The sequence below is a fragment of the Kocuria rosea genome (assembly GCF_006094695.1).
Classification (GTDB): Bacteria; Actinomycetota; Actinomycetes; order Actinomycetales; family Micrococcaceae; genus Kocuria; species Kocuria rosea.
Map to the genome: position 1 here is coordinate 3,155,075 of NZ_CP035103.1, position 22,613 is coordinate 3,177,687.

The following is a 22,613-nucleotide window of genomic DNA, read 5'->3' on the forward strand; positions in this document are numbered from 1 at the left end:
ACCGGAGGGTCCCCGGCCCCCGCGCGTTCGGGGCCCCGGGCCCGACCCGGGTCGGCGCGTGACGTGCGCCCTACAGGGATTCCATGAATTTCGTTATATTGGGATCGGCCGGCTCAGCCGGCCCGACGGCCCCAGGATGCATCCCCCCATCGGCATCCGGGCCGCCGACCGGGATCGAGGTCGCCGGAGCGCACCCGCGAGGTGCCCGGTGGCGGCGGGGGTCCCCCCACCCGCGCCGCATCCCATCGATCTCTCCCGGTCCATCCCGGCGGGCCGGTCACCGGCCCCCGGGAGTCGGCCGGCAGGTCCGAGGACCTGCCGGCCGATCCCCGTCCTGCGCTGCCGGTCCCGCCCTCCTTGTGACGTCCGGTCCCTGTGGTTCGATGGACGCGGACCCGGGACGGACCCGGCGCCGTCGGAAGGATGCGCATGTTCCTGCTGGGCCCCGAGGCGGACCTCGTCTTCTCCGCGAGCGACCTGGTGCGCGCGGCCGAGTGCCCCTACGCGAGCCTGTGCGTCCTGGACGAGAAGCTGGGGCGGGCGCCGCGCCGGGCCCCGGAGCGGGACGCGATGCTCGCCCGCACGGCCGAGCTGGGCGACGCCCACGAGCACCGGGTCCTGGCCGCGCACCTGGCGGCGTTCGGCCCGTGGGACGCGGCGACCGGACGGGGGGTGCACGAGGTCGAGCCGGCCCGGCGGATGGACCGGGACGAGCTGACCGCCAAGCACGCCGAGTCCCTGGACGCCCTGCGCGCGGGCGCCGACGTGGTCTTCCAGGCCTCCTTCTTCGACGGTGCCTTCCACGGCCGCGCCGACTTCCTCGTCCGCCGCCCGGACGGCGCGTACGCGGTGCACGACACCAAGCTCGCCCGGCACGCCAAGGTCACCGCCCTGCTCCAGCTCGCCGCCTACGCCGACCAGCTCGAGCGGGCCGGGGTGGACGTGGCCCCCGAGGTCACCCTGGTCCTCGGCGACCAGCGGGAGGCGGTCTTCCCCGTCTCCGAGCACCTGGCGGTCTACCGCGAGCGCCGGGAGCGCTTCGTCGCGGCCGCCGCCGCGCACCGGGCGCGGCCCGGGCCCGTGGACTGGCAGGACGACGACGTCGCCCGCTGCGGCCGGTGCGAGCACTGCGCCCGGGCCGTCGCCGAGCACCGGGACCTGCTGCTGACGGCGGGGCTGTCCGTGCGGGTGCGCCGCACGCTGCGCGACCGGCACGGCGTGCGCACCGTCGACGAGCTCGCGCTGCTGGAGGACCGGCGGCTCCCCGCCGCGCTGCGGCGGCTGCGGGACCAGGCGGCCATGCAGACCGGCCGGGGCGGGGAGGACGGCTCGGTCGAGTACCGGAAGGACGGGGGGACCCGCCGGATCGCCTACCGGGTCACGGCCACGGACCCCGTGCGGCGGCTGCCCGCCCCGGACGCCGGGGACGTGTTCTTCGACTTCGAGGGCGACCCGCTGTGGCAGGACCCGGGGGACGCGACGTCCTGGGGGCTCGAGTACCTGTTCGGCGTCGTGGAGCAGCCCCCGGAGCCCGGCGCCGCCCCCGTCTTCCGGCCGTTCTGGGCGCACTCCCGGGCCCAGGAGCGGGACGCGCTCCGGGCGTTCCTCGACTACGTGGCCGAACGGCGCCGGCGCTTCCCCGGCATGCACGTCTACCACTACGCGAACTACGAGAAGGCGGCCCTGCGCCGGCTCTCGCTCGTGCACGCCGTGGGCGAGGACGCCGTGGACGAGCTGCTGCGCGAGAACGTGCTGGTGGACCTCTACGACACGGTGCGGGGAAGCCTGCGGCTGTCGGAGAGCTCGTACTCCATCAAGAAGCTGGAGCCGCTCTACATGGGCGAGCACCTGCGCACCGGGGACGTCGTGGACGCCGGTGCGTCGGTGGTCGCCTACGCCGACTGGTGCACGGCCCGGGCGGCCGGGCGGGAGGAGGACGCGGCGCGGCTGCTGGCCGGGATCGCCGACTACAACGCCTACGACTGCCTCTCGACCCTGCGGCTGCGGGACTGGCTGCTGGGCCTCGCCGGGATCTCCCCGGACCCGGCGGACCACCCGCCGCGCCCCGCCCAGGAGCGGCTCGAGCTGCCCGAGGAGCTGCCGGACGCCGGGATGACCGGTGCCGAGCAGCGCCTGCACGAGCACCTGGACGACCCGTCCGCGCGGGACGTCCTGACCGAGGAGCAGCGCACGGCCGTCGCGATGGTCGCCTCCGCCACCGGCTACCACCGGCGCGAGCGCAAGCAGTACTGGTGGTCCCACTTCGACCGCCTCGAGGGCCCCGTGGAGGACTGGGAGGACACCCGCGACGTGTTCGTGGTCCGGCGCGCGGAGGTCCTGGAGGACTGGGCGAAGGACCCGGGCAAGCGCAGCAGCGCCGCACCCACCCGGCTCCTGCGCCTCGCGGGCCGGTTCGGCGAGGGCTCCACCCCCAGACCCGGCACCGCCGGGCTGTTCCTGATGTACGGGGCCCCCGTGCCCGCGCACCTGGCCGAGGACGCCGCCCCGCGCGGCAGCGGCCGCGCCGGGGACTGGACCGCCGCCCTCGAGCACGTCGAGGAGCACGAGGACGGCACGGCGGTGCTCACCGTGCGCGAACGGCTCAAGAAGCCGCGGGACGCCCCGGCCCCCGAGCCCTGGGCGGAGCTGCCGATCGCACTGGGCCCGGCCCAGCCGATCGCCACCCGCTCCCTCGAGGAGTCCCTGCAGACCCTCGCCGCCCGCACGGCCGACGCCCTGCCGGAGCTCCCGCGGCAGCCCGGCCTCGAGCTGCTGCAGCGCCGGGCGCCGCGGCCCGCGGACGGCAGCCCCCTGCCCCGCCCGCACGACGGCCCCGACGGCACGATCGACGCCGTGGTGCGTGCCCTGCGCTCGCTCGACCGCAGCTTCCTCGCCGTCCAGGGGCCCCCGGGCAGCGGCAAGACGTTCCTCGGCTCCCACGTGATCGGCCGGCTCGTGGAGGCCGGCTGGCGGATCGGCGTGGTGGCGCAGTCCCACGCCGTCGTCGAGAACCTCCTCACCGGGGTGCTCGAGAAGGGCGGGGTCGCCCCCGAGCGCGTCGGCAAGAAGCCGCCCTCGGGCCGGCCCGCGGACCGGGAGACGCCGTGGCGCGACGTCCCGGGGAAGGACTTCGCCGCGTTCCTGGCGGACGGCGGCGCCGTGGTGGGCGGCACCGCGTGGGACTTCTCCAACGCCAAGCACCTCGAGGACGAGGCCCTGGACCTGCTCGTGGTCGACGAGGCCGGGCAGTACTCGCTGGCCAACACCCTGGCCGTGTCCCGGGCCGCGCGGCGCCTGCTGCTGCTGGGCGACCCGCAGCAGCTGCCGCAGGTCTCGCAGGGCACCCACCCCCTGCCCGTGGACGAGTCGGCGCTGGGCTGGCTCTCCCACGGCTCGCCCACCCTGCCCGCCGAGCACGGCTACTTCCTGGACCGCACGTGGCGGATGCACCCGGCCCTGTGCGAACCGGTCTCCGAGCTCTCCTACGCCGGGCGGCTCGGGTCCGCCCCGGCCGCGGGCCGCCGAGAGCTCACCGGCGTGGCCCCGGGCCTGCGCACCTGCTACGTCGAGCACACCGGCAACCGCACGGCCTCCCCCGAGGAGGCCCGGCGCGTCGTGGAGCTGGTGCACGAGTTCGCCGGGACGCCGTGGCGCTCCGGTCCGGGGGCACCCCCCGTGCCGCTGGCGCCCGAGGACGTGCTCGTGGTGGCCGCGTACAACGCCCAGGTCGATTTGATCGGCCGGGAGCTCGCCGCCGCGGGCCTGCGGGACGAGGACGGCGGCGGGGTCCGGGTGGGCACCGTCGACCGGTTCCAGGGCCAGGAGGCCCCCGTCGTGATCGTGTCGATGGCCGCCTCCGCGGCCGACGGCCCCCGCGGGATGGAGTTCCTGCTCTCCCCCAACCGGCTCAACGTGGCGGTCTCCCGGGGGCAGTGGTGCGCCGTGGTGGTGCGCTCCCCCGCCCTGACGGACTACCTGCCCGCCACCCCGGAGGCGCTGCAGGTGCTCGGCCGCTTCACGCGGCTGTGCCGCCGCGGACGGCCCGCGGGGCTGCCGTGAGCACCGAGCGCGTGCCCTACGTCCTGCACTTCGAGTCCAGGACGGTGGTGCTCGGCGAGCCGGCCCACCTGGAGGAGCTGGACGCCCTGCTGCGGCGCGCCGACGTCCGGACCCGCCCCACCTACTGGCACGGCATGCACCAGGACGATCCCGGGGCGGCGCTCAACAGCGTGGGCACCGACCTCACCGCGGAGCAGTTCTGGGACCGCGTGGACGCCGGGGCGTTCGCCGCCGCCCGGTGGCCCGTGGACCTCGACGGCCCGCTCTACCTCCCGGCGCCGCCCGCGTGGCTGCAGCAGGCCCGGGCGTGGGAGTACGACCCCCTGGCGCCGGCCCTGGGCGCGGCGGCACCGGGCGGGTGGCTGCGGGTCCCGGGCTGGGCCGGGACCGAGAACAACGACGCCGGGGTGGCCGTGGGACTGCTCCAGCTGACCGACCCGGACTCCTTCTGGGTGCTCGGCTCCGACGCCGACCTGGCGGAGGTCGCCGCCACGGCCAAGGAGCTGGCCTCGTTCCGGCAGGGCTTCGACCGGCTCACCGCCTACTTCGGCCCCGACGACCGCATCGGCTGCCTGCGCCTGCCCGTGGTGTGCCGGGAGCCCCTCGAGGACGAGCTCATCGTGCAGGGGGTCGACATCGAGCCGCGGTTCTGGGAGTGAGTCCCCGCCGCGCCCCCGCTCCCCCGCGGCCCCCGTGCCCGATACTGGGACCGTGTACGTCGTGACCCTGGACCAGCGCCGCCGCGAGGCGGGCGACCTCGTGCCGGGCCTCCTGCGCCGCCTCGCGGACCTCGAGACCGTGGTGCCGTTCCAGCGCGCCCGGGCGCACGCGGTGCAGGGCATCACCGCCGATCCCGGCGCCGCGGTCGCGGCCGCGCTCGCCGGTCTGCGCGGATCGGCCTGGAGCGTGGGGGTCGGGGTGGGGCCGGTCCGGCTGGAGACGGCGACCGACCCGGAGGGCCGGACGGGCCTGCGCGCCGACGGCCCCGGGACGGCGCACGCGCGCGCCGCCGCCGAGGCCGCCGCGGGCCGGGTGCCGGTGCGCGTGGTCGCCGAGGACGCGCCCGCCGCGGCGCAGGCGCAGGCCGTGCTGCGGCTGCTGGGCCGGATCGTGGCGGAGCGCAGCGACGCGGAGTGGCGCGTGGTCGACCTGCTCGTGCCGGGGGCCCGCGGCCAGCAGAAGGCCGTGGCCGCCGAGCTCGGCATCTCCCCGCAGGCGGTCTCCAAGGCGGTGGCCCGCTCCCTGTGGCAGGAGGAGCAGGACGCCCGGCCCGCGGCGGCCCGGCTGCTGGGCCTGTGCGAGCCGGCCCGGGGCGGCCCGGCGGGCGGGGCTCAGGGCTCGACGATGAACCCCTCGGAGATCATCCACTCGTAGGCGACGTCGGCCGGGTCCCGCCCCTCGACGTCCACCTGCCGGTTGAGCTCCTGCATCACGTCGTCGGTGAGCGCCGCGGCGATCGGCTCCAGGACCTGCTCGAGCGCGGGGAACTCGTCCAGCAGCTCCGTGCTGAAGACGGGGGCGGCGTTGTAGGCGGGGAAGAACTGCCGGTCGTCCTCGAGCACGGTCAGGTCCAGGGCCGGGATGCGGCCGTCCGTGGAGAAGACCTCCCCGAAGTTGCACTCCCCGTCGTCGGTCGCCGAGTAGATCGCGCCGGTGTCGTAGATGCCGATGTTGCCCTCGGGCACCTCGCTGCCGCGGTCCAGGTCGTAGTGGGCCAGCAGGGGGGTCATCCCGTCGCTGCGGGAGTTGAACTCCGACTCCACGCAGAACGTCCGCTCGGCCACCGGCAGGTCCGCGATGTCCGAGACGGTCGCCAGGTCGTTGGCCTCGGCGTACTCGGAGCGCACGGCCATGGCGTAGGTGTTGTTGAGGGCCGCCGGGGCGCCCCACGTCAGCCCGTTGCCGAGGTCCTCCTCGTACACGGCCCGCCACTGCTCCTGCTGGTCCGGGATGCCCTCCGCCCGCCCGAGGTAGGTCAGCCAGGCCGTGCCGGTGTACTCGAAGGTGAGATCGGCGTCCCCGGAGAGCATGAGCTCGCGCACCGGCTGGGACCCGGGCACGTTGGTGATGTCCTCGGTCTCGAAGCCGGCGGCCTGCACCGCGAGCACCCCGATCTTGCCGAGGATCAGCTGCTCGGTGAAGTTCTTGGACGTCACCCGCACCTCGGTCCCCTCCGCGCCCTCGACGGGCCGGATGGAGCCGGGCGCGGCGTCGGGCACGTAGGCCGTGGACGGCTCGAGCCCGCAGCCGGTCAGCAGCAGGCCGGCGCAGGAGAGCAGCAGGGCGCCGCCGGCGGCGCGGGAGGTTCTCATCGCAGTCCCTTCGGCCGCGCGACGTGCTCCACGACACGGCCGACCCAGTCGATGGCGAGGGCGAGCAGCGCCACGAGGATCGAGCCGGCGATCAGCACCCGCACGAGGTTGAGGTTGACCCCGGTGGTGATCAGCAGCCCGAGCCCGCCACCGTTGATGAACGTGGCGAGGGTCGCGGTGCCGACCACCAGGATCAGGGCGGTGCGCACGCCGGCCAGCATGACGGGCACGGCCAGGGGCAGCTCGACCCGGAATAGGACCGCGGCGGCGCTCATCCCCATGCCCCGGCCCGCCTCGACGAGGCTGCGGTCCACCCCGTCGAGGCCCACCATCGTGTTCTTCAGGACGGGCAGGATCGCGTAGACGATCAGGGCGACCACGGCCGCCCGGAAGCCGAAGCCGAACCAGAAGGCGAACAGGACGACGAGGCCCACCGCCGGGGCGGCCTGGCCGACGTTCGCCAGCGCGATGACCGGGCCCGTGAGGAAGCGCAACGGTCTGCGGGTCAGGAGGATGCCGACCGGGATCGCGATGAGCAGGACCACCACCGTGGCCACGACCGTCAGCTGCAGGTGCTCCAGGGTCAGGGCCCACAGCGATGCGGGGCTCAGGGTCACGGCCTCCGTCTCGGTGAGCTCCGCCGTGGTCAGCCAGAGCACGAGCAGGCCCAGCGCCGCGAGGATCGCCACGGGCTGCAGGAGCAGGCCCTTCCAGGTGCGCTGGTCCGGGTCGGCCGCGGCCGGGCGTGACACGGGGTCGTCGGCGGGCTCCGGCTCCGCGGCGGCGGGGCGCTCGGTCTGTGCGCTCATCGGTCCCCGCCTCCCGGGCTCGCGCTGACCGCGGGCATCTCACCCGTGTTGTGGCCGAGGGGCGCGTCCTCCGCGGCCACGGCCCGGCGGGCCTCGGTGATCGCGGCCATGACGGTCTCGACGTAGATGACGCCCTCGAACCGGTCCCGCGGCCCCACCACGAGCGCCGCCCCCGTGCTGGAGACGAGCATGGTGTCCAGCGCGTCGTTGAGCGTGGAACTCGTGCCGACCAGGGGCAGGCGGTCGTTGCGCTCCCCGGGGACGGTCCCGAAGCGCTCGAGCTGCCGGCGGGAGGGCCAGGACAGCGGCCGGCCGCGCTCGTCGACGACGACGACGTCCCGGGTGCCCGCCTCGTCGATCCGCCCGAGCACCGCCCGGACGTCCTCGCCGGGACGGGTGGTCACCGCGGGGACGAGGTCGACCTCCCGGACCCGGGTGAGGGTGAGCTGCTTGAGCCCCGCGCCCGAGCCGATGAAGTCCTCCACGAAATCGTCGGCCGGTTCCGCCAGGACGCGCTCCGGGGCGTCGTACTGGACGATCCGGGCGCCCTCGTCGAAGACCGCGATCCAGTCGCCGAGCTTGACCGCCTCGTCGAAGTCGTGGGTCACGCACACGATGGTCTTCTGCAGCTCGTGCTGGATGTTGATGAGCTCGTCCTGGAGCCGCTGGCGGGTGATGGGGTCCACGGCCCCGAACGGCTCGTCCATGAGCAGCACGGGCGGGTCCGCGGCCAGGGCGCGGGCCACCCCGACGCGCTGCTGCTGACCCCCGGAGAGCTCTCTCGGGTACCGGTCGCGGTAGACGGCCGGGTCGAGGGAGACGAGCTCGAGCAGCTCGTCCACGCGGGCGGCGATGCGCTGCTTGTCCCAGCCGAGCATCTTCGGGACCATGCCGATGTTGGTGGCCACGCTCATGTGCGGGAACAGCCCGCCGGCCTGGATCACGTAGCCGATGCCGCGGCGCAGCTCGTCGCCGTTCATCGAGGTCACGTCCTGGCCGTCGATGACGATCCGGCCCTCGGTGGGTTCGATGAGCCGGTTGATCATCTTCAGCGTGGTGGTCTTGCCGCAGCCGGAGGGGCCCACGAGCATGACGATGCTGCCCGCGGGGATCTCGAGCGTCAGGCCGTCGACCGCGGCCTTGGCCTGCCCGGGGTAGCGCTTGGAGACGTTCTCCAGTAGGATCCGGGCCCCGGTGACGGAGGAGTCTGTGCGGGGGGTGGTCATGGAGTCAGACACGGATACCTCGCGATGTGGTGAGCCGGCCGAGCAGCACGAGCAGCCCGTCCAGGATGAGTGCGACGACGATGACGGCCACGACGCCGGTGACGACCGACGCGAAGGAGTTGGCGCCCCCGAGCCGCGACAGGCCCGAGAAGATGAAGCCGCCCAGGCCGGGGCCGAGCACGTAGGCGGCGATGGCGGCCACGCCCATCACCATCTGCGCCGAGACCCGCATGCCGGCCTGGATGACCGGCCACGCCATCGGCAGCTCCACGCGCAGGAAGGTCGCCGCCCTGCTCATGCCGAGCCCGCGCGCCGCCTCAACGGTGGCCTGCGGGACCCCGGCGAGCCCCACGAGCGCGTTGCGCAGGACGGGGAGGACGGCGAAGAAGGTGACGACGACGACGGCGGGGGCCACCCCGAACCCCAGCGGGGCGATCAGCAGGCCGATGAGCGCGAAGGACGGGATGGTCAGCCCCACGGCCGAGACGTTGTTGGCCACGGTCGTGAGCCGGGGCGAGCGGTAGCACAGCGCCGCGAGGGCCACCGCCAGGACCGTGGCCAGGACCAGGCACTGGACCACCAGGGAGAAGTGCTGCCAGCTGGCGAAGAGGATCTGTTCCCACCGGTCGGAGACGTACTCGATCACGGCACACCCTTCGGTCGTCGTCGATGACGTGGTCACCCGGCCTGGCAAGAAGGCTAGCACTCCGTTCTCATGGAGATGGCCCGGATCACACCTGCCCGAGCGCCGTCGGGGCTGTTGTCGGGCGGCGCGCCCGTTGGCAGACTCGGGGCATGACAGAGCCCCGGGACAGGTACGACGTGGTGGTGATCGGCGGTGGTCCGGTCGGCGAGAACGCGGCCGACCGCGTGGTGCGGGGCGGGCTGAGCGCCGCGCTCGTCGAGGCGGAGCTCGTGGGCGGGGAGTGCTCCTACTGGGCGTGCACGCCCTCGAAGGCGCTGCTGCGCCCGGGCGCGGCCCTCGAGGCCGCCCGCGGAGTGGCCGGGGCGGCCGAGGCCGTCACCGGCCCGCCGGACGCGGCGGCGGTGCTGCGCCGCCGGGACGGGTTCGCGGCGCACTGGGACGACACCGGCCAGGCGGAGTGGCTGGCCGGGGCCGGCGTGGACCTGGTCCGGGGCCGGGGCGCGCTGGCCGGGCCCCGGCGGGTCCGGGTCACCGCCGAGGACGGCGGCGTCCGGGTGCTCGAGGCCCGGCACGCCGTGGTGCTGGCCACGGGCTCGCGGCCGGTCGTGCCCCCGGTCCCGGGTCTCGGGGACGTGCCGTTCTGGGGCACGCGCGACGCCACCGCCGCCCAGGAGGTCCCCGGGTCCCTGGCGGTGCTCGGCGGGGGCGTGGCCGGCACGGAGCTCGCGCAGGCCTTCGCCCGCCTGGGCTCCCGGGTCACGGTGGTCGCCCGCAGCCGGCTGCTGAGCGTCTTCCCGTCCACCGCCGCGCGGCTGGTCGCCGAGGCCCTCGACGCCGAGGGCGTCACGGTCGTCGAGGGGCGGGCCACGGAGCGGGTCCGGTCCGCCGGCGGCGGTGTCGAGCTCGACCTCGAGGGCGGCGGGACCGTGTCCGCGGAGCAGCTGCTGGTGAGCACGGGGCGGCGGCCCGCGCTCGCGGACCTGGGCCTCGAGGAGCTCGGCCTGGACCCCTCCGCGCTGCGGGTCGACGGCTCGGGCCTCGTGGCGGGTGCGGAGGGCGGCTGGCTCTACGCCGCCGGGGACGCGGCGGGCGGGCCCCTGCTGACCCACCAGGGGAAGTACCAGGCGCGCGCCGTCGCGGACGCGGTCGTGGCGCGCGCGGCCGGCCGGCTGGGAGCGTCCGCGCCCCCGTGGTCCCCGTACGCGTCCACGGCCGACGGGTGCGCCGTCCCGCAGGTGGTCTTCACCGACCCCGCGGTGGCCTCCGTGGGCCGCTCCGCCGAGCAGGCCCGCACGGACGGCCTCGAGGTGGACGTCGTGGAGCACGCCATCGACGTGGCCGGAGCGCTCCTGCACCGCGACGACTACCGGGGCTGGGCCCAGCTCGTGGTCGACCGCCGGCGCCGGACCCTCGTGGGCGCGACCTTCGCCGGCCCGGACGTGACGGAGCTGCTGCACGCGGCGACCGTCGCCGTGGTCGGCGAGGTGCCGCTGGAGCGGCTCTGGCACGCGGTGCCCGTCTTCCCCACCATCAGCGAGGTCTGGCTGCGGCTGCTCGAGGAGTACGGGCTCTGAGCCGCCGGGCTCAGAGCAGGGAGCGCAGGATCCGGGCGACGCCGTCCTCGTAGACCGTGTGCGTCACCTCGTGGCACGCGGCCGCGACCTCGTCCGGGGACTGGCCCATGGCCACGCCGCGGGCGGCCCAGTCGAGCATCTCGATGTCGTTGCGGCCGTCGCCGACGGCGACCGTGTGGGACGGGTCCACGCCGAGCCGGCGGCGGATCTGCTCCAGGGCGCTGGCCTTGGAGACGCCGTTGGCGGCGATGTCGAGCCAGGCGCTCCAGCCCACGGAGTACGTGACGCCGCGCAGCCCGGCCTCGTCGATCGCCCGGGCGAACTCCTCCGGGGTGTGCTCCGTGCTGTACACCACCATGCGCACGGCCTTCATCCGCGCCAGCTGGTGCAGGTCCACGCCGATCGCCTCGATGCCGAAGGACGCGTCCTGGAAGCGCTCCGTGGAGTAGAAGGACCCGTCCTCGGTCTCGAGGGCGAACTTCGCGGTGGGCAGACGCTGCTCGAGGGCCTCGAGGGCCTGGCCGGGGTCGAAGGAGACGCACTCGAGCACCCGGTGGTACGCCGGCAGCTCCGGGTCCAGCTCGAGCGTCATGCCGCCGTTGGAGCACACGGCGTAGCCGCGCTCCTGGCCGATGAGCTCCACCACGGGCAGGGTCGCCCCCTTGGAGCGCCCGGTGGAGATGACCACGTGGTGGCCGGCCGCCAGCACGGCCTGGGCCGCCTCGCGCACCGGCCGGGACATGTGGCCGTCGTGGTCGACGAGCGTGCCGTCGACGTCGAGGGCCACCAGGTACTGGACGCCCGCCTCCTTCTTCCACCCGTTCGAGCGGGGAGGCTGGACCTTGAGGGGGATCCGGACGTCGGCGGCGGAGCGCGCGGGCGCGGTGGTGCCGCCGGCCGTGTCGCTGAGGTCCTCCGAGTGCTCGACCTTCAGCGGGACGGTGGAGTTGATGCCGACGAGTTCGTGCTGGTCCTCGGTGCCAGCGGTCTTTTCTTTTGTCATGCGGGACATGGTGCCACATCACACCGACAGGATGGCCGAGATGTCGATGTGAGATGAACGGGAGCCGAACGCCTCCCGGCGGCTCAGCGCCGGACGGGGATGGTCTCCTGGCCGCGCAGGTAGGGCCGCAGCGCCTCGGGGACGCGCACCGACCCGTCGGCCTGCTGGTGGGTCTCGAGGATGGCGGCCAGCCAGCGGGTGGTCGCCAGCGTCCCGTTGAGGGTGGCCACCGTGCGGGTGCCGCCCTTGCGGACCTTGCCGGCGGCGTCCGTGGTCTCGGGCAGCCGCTCCCGGATGTTGAGCCGCCGCGCCTGGTAGGTGGTGCAGTTCGACGTGGAGGTCAGTTCCCGGTACTTGCCCTGGGTGGGGACCCAGGCCTCGCAGTCGAACTTGCGGGCCGCGGAGGTGCCGAGGTCCCCGGCGGCGGTGTCGATCACCCGGTAGGCGAGCTCGCACTTGGCGAGCATCTCCTCCTCCCACGCGAGCAGCCGCGCGTGCTCCGCCTCCGCGTCCTCCGGGGAGCAGTAGACGAACATCTCGAGCTTGTTGAACTGGTGCACGCGGATGATGCCCCGGGTGTCCCTGCCCCCGGAGCCGGCCTCGCGGCGGTAGCAGGAGGACCAGCCGGCGTAGCGCAGCGGGCCGTCGGAGAGGTCGAGGATCTCGTCGGCGTGGTAGCCCGCCAGGGGGACCTCGGAGGTGCCCACGAGGTACAGCTCGTCCTTGCCCACGTGGTAGATCTCGTCGGAGTGGGCGACGTCGAAGCCCGTGCCGCTCATGATCTCGGGGCGCACGAGGTTCGGGGTGGTCATGGGGACGAAGCCGTTGTCCAGCGCCTGGTCCTGGCCCATGAGCAGCAGGGCGGTCTCGAGCCGGGCGACGTCGCGCTTGAGGAAGTAGAACCGGGCGCCGGAGACCTTGGACCCCCGCTCCATGTCGATGCCGTCCACGAGCTCGCCGATCTCCAGGTGGTCCCTGGGCTCGACGCCCTCCGCGGCGAAGTCGCGGGGCTCCCCGACGGTCCGGAGCAGGACGAAGTCGTCCTCCCCGCCCGTGGGGACGCCGTCGAGGACGAGGTTGTCGACGACCGCGACGAGCTCGTCCTGACCGGCACGGGCGGCCTCCGCGGCCGCCTGCGCCTCCTTGACCCGGGCGGCCAGCTCCTTGACCTCGGCGAGCAGCGCCTGCTTCTGCTCGCCCTGGGCCCGGGCCACCTGCTTGCCGAAGGCGTTCTGCTCGGCCCGCAGGGACTCGTACTCGGTGATCAGCCGGCGGCGCTCGACGTCCGCCTCCAGGATCCGGTCGATCAGGGTGTCGTCCGCCCCGCGGGCACGCTGCGAGGCGCGGAAGACGTCGGGGTTCTCACGGAGCTGGTTGATGTCGATCACCCTGACAGGGTACCCAAGTCCTCCGGACGCGACGGGGGTTAGGGTGGAGGCCCGTCGCGATCCGCCCGGCGCCGCGGGCCCGCGGCGCCGTGCCGCGGCGCCACCGCCCCACCGCACGGCGCCACCGGTCCCCGGCGCCGCAGAACCGAGGAGTCCTTCCGTGACCGCCACTCCCGTGGCCCCCAAACGGGTCGCCGTCGTCATCAACCCCATCAAGGCCGACGCGGACGTCGCCCGCGACGCCGTGATCATCGGGTGCCGCAAGGGCGGGTTCCCCGACCCCGTGTTCTACGAGACCGCGGAGGACGACCCGGGCTCCTCGATGACCCGCGAGGCGCTCGAGCAGGGCGCCGACCTCGTCATCGCCGCCGGCGGCGACGGCACCGTCCGGGCCGTGGCGGAGGCGCTGGTCGGCCACGACACCCCGCTGGGCCTCATCCCGCTGGGCACCGGCAACCTCCTGGCCCGCAACCTGGGCGCCGACCTGGGCGATCCCCACCGCAACGTGGACATCGCGCTCTTCGGCGCGGAGCGGGCCATCGACATGGCCACGTTCCGCGTGGAGCTCGAGGACGGGACCGTGGGGGACCACGCGTTCTGCGTCATGGGCGGGGCGGGCTTCGACGCCCAGATCATGACGGACACCCGGGACGAGCTGAAGAAGCTGGTCGGCTGGGCGGCCTACGGGGAGGCCGGGGTCCGGCACCTGATCGCGCCCCCGCGGTGGGCCCGCTTCCGGATCGACGACGGCGAGTGGCAGAGCCGCCGCGTCCGCTCCGTGATGGCCGCCAACTGCGGGATCCTCACCGCGGGCCTGATCCTGGTGCCGCAGGCCAAGATCAACGACGGCCTGCTGGACCTCGTGGTGATGTCCCCGCGCAGCACGCTGGAGTGGGCGCTGATGGCCGCCAAGGTCGTGTTCCGGCAGCGGCGCGACCTGCCCGTGATCGAGTTCTTCGCCGCGAAGAAGGTGCGCGTGGAGTTCCACGAGCCCATCGAGTCCCAGATGGACGGGGACGGCACCGGGCTGATCAACGGGTTCGAGTCCGAGATCCTCCCGGGCGCGCTCTCCGTGCGGGTTCCGCCCTCCCAGGGCGACTGACCCGCACGGGCGCCCGGGCCCCGCGGGTCAGTCGGCGGGATCGGGCCGGCGGCTCAGGCCCGCCACGAACGCGGCCACGAGGGCGAGCACGGCCAGTCCCACGGCCACGAGCGGGCCCTGCCCGCGGTCCGTGACCGAGGCGACCGGCTCCGGGACGACCCGGGAGGCCGGCACGAGGTCGAGGGCGTCGGCGGTCCGGGGGTCCCCGACGACGGGGCTCGGGCCGATCTCGACGCGGACCACCTGACTCGGCTCGGGCGGCGCGGCCGCCGCGGCCGGCGGAGCGGCGAGCGCGCAGGCCAGGAGGGCCGGGGCGGCGGCGAGGGCGAGGCGGCGGACGGCGGGAGCAGGCATGGTGGCACCTCCGGTCGGGCTCGGTCCCGACCCGGGGGGTCGATCGACACCGGCTGAAGATCGCGGGCACGGACGCGCCCGCACTCCCCATGGTGCATGTATTCGCAATTGCTAACAAGCGGGGGTGCGGTGCGCGTCCTCGCGTTACGCGCCGCCCGGTGCGCCCTGCACGGGCGGGTTCTCCGGGGTCCGGCGGTCGCGGTCCTGGAGGGCGGCGACCCAGGCGGCCGCCTCGCGGAAGGCGTCGTCGGAGTGGTGCGGGGCCACGGTCGCCACCTTGTGGTCGGCCCGCGGATAGGAGCCGAGGAAGCGCGTGCTGGGACAGACGCGGCGCAAACCCTCGACGGCGTCCGCCACCCGGGCGTCGAGGATGTGACCGTCGACGTCCACGCTGAAGAAGTACTCCCCGAGGAAGTTGCCCGTGGGCCGCGACTCGATCCGCGAGAGGTTGACCCCCCGGGTCGCGAACTGCTCGAGGATCTCCATGAGGGCCCCGGCGCGGTCCTCCCACAGGGGAATGACGAGCGTGGTGCGGTCCGCGCCCGTGCGCGGCGGCAGGGGCACCCCGGGCCGGGCCACGAGCACGAACCGGGTGACGGCGGCCCTGTTGTCCCCGATGTCCTGCGCCAGCACCTCGAGCTCGGGGTGCTGCTCGACGACCACGGGCGAGCAGACCGCGGCGTCGAAGCCCGCCCGGGACGCCGGCCCCTCGCGCCCCGCCCCGCCGGGGAGCAGCGCGAGCGCCGCGGCGGCCGTGGAGGACGCCGGGACGTAGTCCACGCCCGGCAGCCGCTCGTCCATCCAGCCCCGCACCTGGGCCCAGGCGTGGGAGTGCGTGGAGACCGAGCGGACGTCGGCGAGCGCCGTGCCCGGCGGGGCCACGAGGACGAAGCTGATGGGCACCAGCGCCTCACGGACGATGCGCAGCTCGCTGCCGGTGGCCACCGCGTCGAGGGTCGCGGTCACGCCGCCCTCCACGGAGTTCTCGATGGGCACCATGGCGGCGTCGACCTCGCCGGAGCGGACGGCCGCGAGCGCCACGGGCACGGAGGACACGGGGAGGCGCTCCGCCTCACGGGCGCCCGCCACGCTCAGCAGCGCGGCCTCGGTGAAGGTGCCGGCGGGGCCCAGGTAGGCGTACCTCAACGGACGTTCGGGGTCTCGCCCGTCTCGGACACCATGGGCTTCTCGGCGTCCATCCACGCCCCCATGCCGCCCAGGACGTTGATGGGGTCGAAGCCGTACTGCTGGAGGTACGCCGTGGCCTTGAGGGACCGGCCGCCGGAGCGGCAGATCACGTACACGTCCTCGTCCACCGGCACCTCGCCGTAGCGCTCCGGGAGCTGCCGGAGCGGGATGTGCTGGGCACCGGCGATGTGCCCGGCCTCCCACTCCTCGTCCTCGCGCACGTCCAGGACGCGTGCGCCCTCGGGGATCTCCTCCACCGAGGCGCTCGGCAGGCTGTCCAGGTTGTCCATGGTCCGGGTCCTCTCGTCGGGAACGGGCTGTCCCGGACCAGCCTAGTCCGCGGGCGCGGGGGCCGGTGCGCCCACCCCGCGGGCGGACGGGGGCTTCCAGGCGGCACACAGGGACGAAACAATCCCTGTATAAATTGTGCCCTCGCCGCCGGGAGTGCCGTGCGGCGGGTACGACCAGGCACCTCGTCCGGGTGTCCTCGACAGAAGGAAGAACTCCCATGAGCACCAGCGAACCCCGCAGCGCGGGGCCCGACGCCCCGGACCGCGAGGACCACGGCTTCAAGAAGGTCCTCGGCCGCCTCGACGCGATCGCCCTCGGCTTCGGCGCGATGATCGGCTTCGGCTGGGTCATCCTCACCGGCGACTGGCTGGCCGAAGCCGGGACCATGGGCACCGTGCTGGCCCTCGTCACCGGCGGGCTCATCATGGCCGTCGTCGGACTCGTCTACGGCGAGCTCGTCGCCGCCATGCCGTACGCGGGCGGGGAGCACAACTACCTCCTGCGCGGCATGGGCGCCCGGTGGGCCTTCGTCGGGTCCTGGGCCATCACCGGCGGCTACATCACCATCGTGGCCTTCGAGGCCGTGGCGGTCCCCCGCACCCTGCAGTACATCTTCCCGGGCCTGAGCCAGATCCCGCTGTGGACCGTGGCAGGCTTCGAGGTGAACCTGACCTGGGCGCTGGTGGGGTCGCTGACCGCCGTCATCATCACCGCGATCAACATCCGCGGCGTGAAGCACGCCTCCATGGTGCAGATCTTCGTGATCCTCTTCCTGCTGATCGTGGGACTCATGATGATCTTCGGGGCGTTCACCCGCGGCTCGGTCGACACCATGGAGCCGTTCTTCACGAGCGGCACGGCCGGCTTCTTCCTCGTGCTCGTCACCGTCCCGTTCCTGTTCGTCGGCTTCGACGTCATCCCCCAGGTCTCCGAGGAGATGCACCTGCCGGCCAAGCAGCTGGGCGGGACCATCATCGTCTCCGTCCTGCTCGCCGCGGCCTGGTACGTCATGGTCGTGCTCACCACGTCCTCGGCGATGTCCGGCGCGGACATCGCCGGCGCGGACATCGCGGTCGCGGACGCCATGGGAGCCATGTTCTCCAGCACGGCCGTGGCCAACCTGCTCATCGCCGGCGGCCTCGCCGGCATCCTGACGTCCTGGAACTCGCTCCTCATGGGGGCGTCCCGCCTGCTCTGGGCGCTCGGCAACTCCCGGATGGTGCCGCAGTGGTTCGGCCGCCTCCACCCGAAGTACGGCACCCCGGCCAACGCCCTGCTCTTCGTGGGCGCCCTCTCCTTCGTGGCCCCGTTCTTCGGCGCCGAGATGCTGGGCTGGCTCGTGGACTCCGGCTCCCCGTCCATCGTGATCGCCTACGCCCTGGTCTCCGTGGTCTTCGTGATCCTGCGCCGGAGCGAGCCCGGCATGGAACGCCCCTTCCGGATCGGCGGCCACGGCCACGGCGGAACGGCGATCGGCGTGCTCTCGGTCGTGCTGTGCCTCGCCCTGATCAGCCTGTACCTGCCCGGGATGCCCGCCTTCCTCAGCGCGCCCGCCTGGACCATCTTCGGGCTGTGGTGGCTGCTCGGGCTCGTGTTCCTGCTGCGCATCCCCACCGGGATCCGGCCGGGCGCCGACGCCGAGCACCGGCTCGTCGCCGAGGTCGAGCGCCGCAGGCAGCGGAGCTGAGACGGCCGCCGGGCGGTCCCCGGCGCGCCGGGAAGGACAGCGAGGACTGCGGAAGAGGAGGACTGCCCATGGTCACGGTCGCCCAGGTGCTCGGCCTGCCCGGGCTCGGGCTGGAGCCCGTCGTCGAGGCGGCCACCGACCTGCCGGTGAGCTGGGTGGTGACCAGCGAGCTCGCCGACCCCACCCCGTACCTCGAAGGCGGAGAGGTCCTCCTCCTGACGGGCCTCCACACCTCCGCCCGGGCGCACTCCTGGACGGAGTACGTCCGCCGGCTCACGGACCGGGGCGTGGTGGCGCTGGGCCTGGGCGTGGGCGGACAGCTGTCCTACCTCCGCGTGCCCGACGCACTCGCCGCGGCGTGCCGGGACGCCGGGCTGACCCTGTTCCGGGTCCCCGAGCGCACGCCCTTCCTGGGCATCATCCGCGCCGCGGCCGAGATGCGCGCGGCGGAGGCGCGCACCGCCCTCGAGGCGATGCTCTCCGAGCAGCGGCGCCTGACCCGGGCCGCGGTGGGGCGGAACGGCCCGGCCCGGGTGGTGCGCACGCTGGTGTCGGTGCTCGGCGGCGGGTGGGCCGGCGTCTGCGCGGCGGACGCCCGGATCGTGGAGCGCTCCGGCCCCGGGCTGCCCGAGCTGCCCGCGGGCCGGACGCTCCCCGAGCTCCTCGACCGGCTGCGCCCGGCCGGGCTGCGCGGGTCCCTGAGCGAGTCCGGCCCGGCCGGCGCGGTGGTCGTCCACCCCCTCGGGGTGGACGGCGCCCCCCAGAGCTACCTCGTGGTGGTCCTGCCCGGCCCGGCCGACCCCGTCCGGACCGGCGTCATCGCCACCGCCGTGGCCCTGCTCTCGCTGCACGCGGAGCGCGCGGCGGAGCAGGCGCTGTTCCGCCGCCGGGTCCGCGCGGGGGCCCTCGCCCTCCTGCTCAACGGCGAGGTGCGCTCGGCGGACGCACTGCTGGGGGTGGCGGACGACACGACGTGGTCGACGGCGCCCCGGGTGCGGGTGGCCCGCCTGCGCGGCGGCGCCGAGGAGCTGCGGGACGGCGTGCGGCGCCTCGAGGCGCAGGCCGCCCACGGCGCGAGACCGGTGCTCGTCGGGGCGCCGGCCACGGAGCCCGGCGGCGAGCAGACCGTCGCGGTGCTGCTGGAGGACCTCCCGGAGCGGCTCGCCGAGGTGCGTGCCGCCGCCGAGGCCTCCGGGCTGCGGGCCGGCATCGGCGGCCCGGCGGCCGTGCACGAGACGGACGCGAGCGACCGGGAGGCCCGCGAGGCGCTGGAGCGCACCACGGACCGCCAGCGCGTCGGCACGTGGGACGACCTCGTGGCGGGCGGCGTCGCCGGGCTCCTCCCGCCCGAGACCGCCCGGGCCTGGGCGCGGCAGCTGCTGGGCCCCCTCGACGGGGCCGGGCGGCTGTCCCTGCTGCGCACGTTCCTCGCCCACAACGGCAACCGGAGCGGGACGGCCGAGGCCCTGGGGATCCACCGCAACACCCTGCAGCAGCGGCTGCAGGAAATCGAGGAGGCGCTCGGCCGGTCCGTGGACGACCCGCAGCTGCGCGCGGAGCTGTGGATCGCCCTGCGGCTGTCCGACCGGCCCGACCGGTCGACGCCGTAGCCCGCCGTCGTTCCTCTGTGCACTGTGCACGACGACGTCACGAAGATTCAGCATCCTGCTGGGTCGCCCCGGCGCTAGCCTGGAGCAGTCGGGGGACCGTGGCGGCCCCTCGGCGCCGGCTCCGCCCCGGCTCGGCGTCACCCGGTGACGACGTCCCCGCGGGGGAGCCCGTCCGGAGTCCTACGATGGACGGGCGGGCCCAGTGCTGTCGCCCGCCCGTCCGACGAACCCCCTGACGCAGCGCAGCGCCACCGGTGCCCGGTGGCCCGGCGCGCGTCGAGAAGAGAGGCTGATACATGAGCACCACGGACAAGGCCCCCGCGGCCACCGGCATGAAGGACCGCATCGAGGCGGTCCTCGCCAAGACCCCCACGGGACTGCTGATCAACGGTCAGTGGCGCGACGCCTCGGACGGGGGGACCTTCGAGGTGGAGAACCCGGCCACCGGCGAGGTCATCGCGACCATGGCCTCGGCCACCCGCGAGGACTCCCAGGCCGCGATGGACGCCGCCGCCGACGCCCAGGAGTCCTGGGCCCGCACCCCCGCCCGGGAGCGCTCGGAGATCCTGCGGCGCGCGTTCGACCTCGTGCAGGAGCGCGCCGAGGACCTTGCGCTGCTGATGACCCTGGAGATGGGCAAGCCGCTGGCCGAGGCCGCCGGGGAGGTCAAGTACGGCGGGGAGTTCCTGCGCTGGTTCGCCGAGGAGGCCGTGCGCGACTACGGCCGCTACCTCGACACCCCCGAGGGCAACCTGCGCATGCTGGTCACCCACAAGCCCGTGGGCCCGTGCCTGCTGATCACCCCGTGGAACTTCCCGCTGGCGATGGCCACCCGCAAGGTCGCCCCGGCCGTGGCCGCCGGCTGCACCATGGTGCTCAAGCCCGCCCGGCTGACCCCGCTCACCTCCCAGTACTTCGCCCAGCTCATGCTGGACGCGGGCCTGCCGGCCGGGGTGCTCAACGTCGTCTCCTCCAAGTCCGCCGCGGCGGTCTCCGAGCCGATCATGGCCGACCCGCGCCTGCGCAAGGTCTCCTTCACCGGCTCCACCCCGGTGGGCAAGCAGCTGATGAAGCTGGCCACGGACAACGTGCTGCGCACCTCCATGGAGCTCGGCGGCAACGGGCCGCTGATCGTCTTCGAGGACGCCGACATCGACAAGGCCGTGGCCGGCGCCATGGCCGCGAAGATGCGCAACATGGGCGAGGCCTGCACGGCCGCCAACCGGCTGCTGGTGCACGAGGACGTGGTGGACGAGTTCGTCGAGAAGATGGCCGCGAAGATGGCCGCGCTCACCGTGGGCAACGGCGTGGACGACGGCGTGAGCGTGGGCCCGATGGTCGAGGCCAAGGCCCGCGACTCCGTCGAGGAGTTCGTGACCGACGCCGTGGAGCGCGGGGCGAAGGTCGTCGTCGGCGGGGCGCGTGTGGACGGGCCCGGCTACTTCTTCCAGCCCACCCTGCTGCGCGACGTCCCCGTCGACGCCCGCGCGGTGACCGAGGAGATCTTCGGCCCCGTGGCCCCGGTCGTCACCTTCAAGGACGAGGACGAGGCCGTGGCCCTGGCCAACTCCACCGAGTACGGCCTGGCCTCCTACGTGTTCACCGAGAACATCTCCCGCGGCCTGCGCATCGGCGACCGCATCGAGTTCGGCCTCATGGGCCTCAACGTCGGGGTGATCTCCAACGCGGCCGCCCCGTTCGGCGGCGTCAAGCAGTCCGGCCTGGGCCGCGAGGGCGGGGCCGAGGGCCTCCACGAGTACACCACCACCCAGTACATCGGCGTGGAGAACCCCTGGGCCAACGTCCCGAACCCCGGCACCGGCACCCCCGCCTGAGGTCCTGACCCGCGTTCCCGCACCGGGACGGCGGTCGTCGCAGGCAGCTGCGGCGGCCGCCGTCCCGTGCCGGGGCACTCCCGCCCGGCGCCCCCGACCGTTCCGTCCCGTCCTCACCGTCCCGTCCTCACCGTCCCGTCCTCACCGTCCCGTCCCCACCGAAAGGAGATCTCGTCGTGACCGAGATCCAGTACCGGCTCGAGCAGGTCCGTCGCCTCGACGGCGCCCTCCCGGGCCCCAAGTCCCGCGAGCTGTCCGAGCGGCGCGCCGCGGCCGTCGCCTCCGGAGTCGCCTCCTCCGTGCCCGCCTACGCCGCGGACGTGGACGGCGGGATCGTGCTCGACGTCGACGGCAACCAGCTCGTCGACCTCGGGTCCGGCATCGCCGTGACCAGCGTGGGCGCCTCCGCCCCCGCCGTGGTCGCCAAGGTGCAGGAGGCCGTGGCGCACTTCACCCACACCTGCTTCATGGTCACCCCGTACGAGGGCTACGTGGCCGTCGCGGAGAAGCTCGCCGAGCTCTCCCCCGGCGACCACCAGAAGAAGGCGGCGCTGTTCAACTCGGGCTCCGAGGCCGTCGAGAACGCCGTGAAGATCTCCCGCGTGCACACCGGCCGCCAGGCCGTGGTCGTGTTCGACCACGCCTACCACGGGCGCACGAACATGACCCTCGCGATGACCGCCAAGGTGATGCCCTACAAGCAGGGCTTCGGCCCGTTCGCCGGCGAGGTCTACCGCGTGCCCGTGTCCTACCCGTTCCGGGACCCGGAGGGCATGACCGGCGCCGAGGCCGCCCGCCGCGCGCTGCTCCAGGTGGAGAAGCAGGTCGGCGCCGAGAACGTGGCCGCCGTCGTGATCGAGCCCATCCAGGGCGAGGGCGGGTTCATCGTGCCGGCCGACGGCTTCCTGCCCGCGCTGTCCGAGTGGTGCACCGACAACGGCGCCGTGTTCGTCGTCGACGAGGTCCAGTCCGGCATCGCGCGCACCGGCGAGTGGTTCGCCGTGGACCACGAGGGCGTCGTCCCCGACCTGATCACCGTGGCCAAGGGCGTGGCCGGCGGCATGCCGCTGTCCGGCGTGGTCGGCCGCGCCGAGATCATGGACTCCGTCCACGCGGGCGGCCTCGGCGGCACCTACGGCGGCAACCCCGTGGCCTGCGCCGCCGCCCTCGGCGCGCTGCAGACCATCGAGGAGTGGGACCTCGTGGCCCGCGCCCGCCGGATCGAGGAGATCATCCGGGAGGAGCTGGCCCCGGTGGCCGAGGAGACCGGCACCGTGGGCGAGATCCGCGGCCGCGGGGCGATGATGGCCCTGGAGTTCGTCCGGCCCGGCGGCACGGAGCCCGACGCCGACGCCGCCAAGGCGATCGCCGCGGAGTGCCTCGCGCAGGGCGTCATCATCCTGACCTGCGGGACCTTCGGCAACATCGTGCGCCTGCTGCCCCCGCTCGTCATCGGTGAGGAGCTGCTGCGCGACGGCCTGCAGGTGCTCGCCCAGGCCGTCCGCAACGCGGCGGCCTAGGCCAGCTCG

Annotated in this window: 18 protein-coding genes; 9 read left to right on the top strand and 9 right to left on the bottom strand. The window is 74.4% G+C overall.

Translation table 11 applies throughout. The features are described 5' to 3' along the window. Positions 1 to 429: 429 nt before the first annotated feature. Genes EQG70_RS14385 through EQG70_RS14395 form a run of 3 tightly spaced genes read left to right on the top strand, consistent with a single transcriptional unit; the run spans position 430 to position 5,433 of the window. Positions 430 to 4,059 (top strand): TM0106 family RecB-like putative nuclease, encoded by a 3,630-nt coding sequence (locus EQG70_RS14385; protein WP_109222225.1) that lies wholly within the window; start codon positions 430 to 432, stop codon positions 4,057 to 4,059. Continuing rightward, complete coding sequence (locus EQG70_RS14390; RefSeq protein ID WP_126346521.1) at positions 4,056 to 4,718, top strand: hypothetical protein; 663 nt, start codon at positions 4,056 to 4,058, stop codon at positions 4,716 to 4,718. The genes EQG70_RS14385 and EQG70_RS14390 overlap by 4 nt, the downstream gene beginning before the upstream one ends. A gap of 52 nt (positions 4,719 to 4,770) precedes the next feature. Then, complete coding sequence (locus tag EQG70_RS14395) at positions 4,771 to 5,433, top strand: hypothetical protein (protein ID WP_035926011.1); 663 nt, start codon at positions 4,771 to 4,773, stop codon at positions 5,431 to 5,433. Here the strand turns inward: EQG70_RS14395 and EQG70_RS14400 are convergent. Genes EQG70_RS14400 through EQG70_RS14415 form a run of 4 tightly spaced genes read right to left on the bottom strand, consistent with a single transcriptional unit; the run spans position 5,391 to position 9,052 of the window. Next, positions 5,391 to 6,371 (bottom strand): glycine betaine ABC transporter substrate-binding protein, encoded by a 981-nt coding sequence (locus tag EQG70_RS14400; RefSeq protein WP_109268633.1) that lies wholly within the window; start codon positions 6,369 to 6,371, stop codon positions 5,391 to 5,393. The two genes, EQG70_RS14395 and EQG70_RS14400, sit on opposite strands and share 43 nt — an antisense overlap. Beyond that, positions 6,368 to 7,180, bottom strand: a complete 813-nt coding sequence (locus EQG70_RS14405; RefSeq protein ID WP_229588695.1) for an ABC transporter permease — start codon at positions 7,178 to 7,180, stop codon at positions 6,368 to 6,370. Before EQG70_RS14405 ends, EQG70_RS14400 begins: the two co-directional genes overlap by 4 nt. Continuing rightward, positions 7,177 to 8,406 carry an ABC transporter ATP-binding protein gene (locus EQG70_RS14410; protein WP_109268632.1) on the bottom strand — a complete coding sequence of 410 codons (1,230 nt, stop codon included), beginning with the start codon at positions 8,404 to 8,406 and terminating at the stop codon, positions 7,177 to 7,179. The genes EQG70_RS14405 and EQG70_RS14410 overlap by 4 nt, the downstream gene beginning before the upstream one ends. A gap of 4 nt (positions 8,407 to 8,410) precedes the next feature. Continuing rightward, positions 8,411 to 9,052: an ABC transporter permease gene (locus tag EQG70_RS14415; RefSeq protein WP_017832050.1), complete on the bottom strand. Its 642-nt coding sequence runs from the start codon at positions 9,050 to 9,052 to the stop codon at positions 8,411 to 8,413. A 149-nt stretch (positions 9,053 to 9,201) separates the two neighbouring features. On the opposite strand from EQG70_RS14415, the gene EQG70_RS14420 reads away from it, so the two are divergent. After that, entirely contained in the window at positions 9,202 to 10,626 is a 1,425-nt protein-coding gene (locus tag EQG70_RS14420; RefSeq protein ID WP_109268631.1) for a dihydrolipoyl dehydrogenase family protein, read from the top strand. Between the two features lie 10 nt (positions 10,627 to 10,636). On the opposite strand, the gene EQG70_RS14425 is transcribed toward EQG70_RS14420, so the two are convergent. Both EQG70_RS14425 and serS read right to left on the bottom strand, forming a co-directional pair. Further along, a complete protein-coding gene (locus EQG70_RS14425; protein ID WP_109268630.1) occupies positions 10,637 to 11,638 on the bottom strand; it encodes an HAD family hydrolase in 1,002 nt (333 codons plus the stop codon). Between the two features lie 74 nt (positions 11,639 to 11,712). Next, positions 11,713 to 13,017, bottom strand: a complete 1,305-nt coding sequence (gene serS, locus EQG70_RS14430; RefSeq protein WP_017832053.1) for a serine--tRNA ligase — start codon at positions 13,015 to 13,017, stop codon at positions 11,713 to 11,715. Positions 13,018 to 13,177: 160 nt separating this feature from the next. On the opposite strand from serS, the gene EQG70_RS14435 reads away from it, so the two are divergent. After that, the gene (locus tag EQG70_RS14435; protein WP_035925994.1) at positions 13,178 to 14,119 is read left to right on the top strand and encodes a diacylglycerol/lipid kinase family protein; all 942 of its coding nucleotides are present in this window, start codon (positions 13,178 to 13,180) and stop codon (positions 14,117 to 14,119) included. Between the two features lie 27 nt (positions 14,120 to 14,146). Here the strand turns inward: EQG70_RS14435 and EQG70_RS14440 are convergent, their stop codons facing one another. The 3 genes from EQG70_RS14440 to EQG70_RS14450 all read right to left on the bottom strand — a co-directional run bounded on the left by EQG70_RS14440 (position 14,147) and on the right by EQG70_RS14450 (position 15,951). Continuing rightward, positions 14,147 to 14,473, bottom strand: coding sequence for a hypothetical protein (locus EQG70_RS14440; RefSeq protein ID WP_017832055.1), 327 nt, complete (start codon positions 14,471 to 14,473; stop codon positions 14,147 to 14,149). 144 nt (positions 14,474 to 14,617) lie between these two features. Beyond that, positions 14,618 to 15,619, bottom strand: a complete 1,002-nt coding sequence (pheA, locus tag EQG70_RS14445; RefSeq protein WP_167508912.1) for a prephenate dehydratase — start codon at positions 15,617 to 15,619, stop codon at positions 14,618 to 14,620. Continuing rightward, positions 15,616 to 15,951, bottom strand: coding sequence for a rhodanese-like domain-containing protein (locus EQG70_RS14450; RefSeq protein WP_017832057.1), 336 nt, complete (start codon positions 15,949 to 15,951; stop codon positions 15,616 to 15,618). Before EQG70_RS14450 ends, pheA begins: the two co-directional genes overlap by 4 nt. A 218-nt stretch (positions 15,952 to 16,169) precedes the next feature. On the opposite strand from EQG70_RS14450, the gene EQG70_RS14455 reads away from it, so the two are divergent. The 4 genes from EQG70_RS14455 to gabT all read left to right on the top strand — a co-directional run bounded on the left by EQG70_RS14455 (position 16,170) and on the right by gabT (position 22,604). Further along, positions 16,170 to 17,639, top strand: coding sequence for an APC family permease (locus EQG70_RS14455; RefSeq protein ID WP_017832058.1), 1,470 nt, complete (start codon positions 16,170 to 16,172; stop codon positions 17,637 to 17,639). Positions 17,640 to 17,707: 68 nt separating this feature from the next. Next, positions 17,708 to 19,249, top strand: coding sequence for a PucR family transcriptional regulator (locus EQG70_RS14460; RefSeq protein WP_095651063.1), 1,542 nt, complete (start codon positions 17,708 to 17,710; stop codon positions 19,247 to 19,249). A gap of 296 nt (positions 19,250 to 19,545) precedes the next feature. Next, positions 19,546 to 21,084, top strand: a complete 1,539-nt coding sequence (locus EQG70_RS14465; protein ID WP_197723048.1) for an NAD-dependent succinate-semialdehyde dehydrogenase — start codon at positions 19,546 to 19,548, stop codon at positions 21,082 to 21,084. Between the two features lie 176 nt (positions 21,085 to 21,260). Beyond that, complete coding sequence (gene gabT / locus EQG70_RS14470; RefSeq protein ID WP_035925976.1) at positions 21,261 to 22,604, top strand: 4-aminobutyrate--2-oxoglutarate transaminase; 1,344 nt, start codon at positions 21,261 to 21,263, stop codon at positions 22,602 to 22,604. Positions 22,605 to 22,613 lie beyond the last annotated feature (9 nt).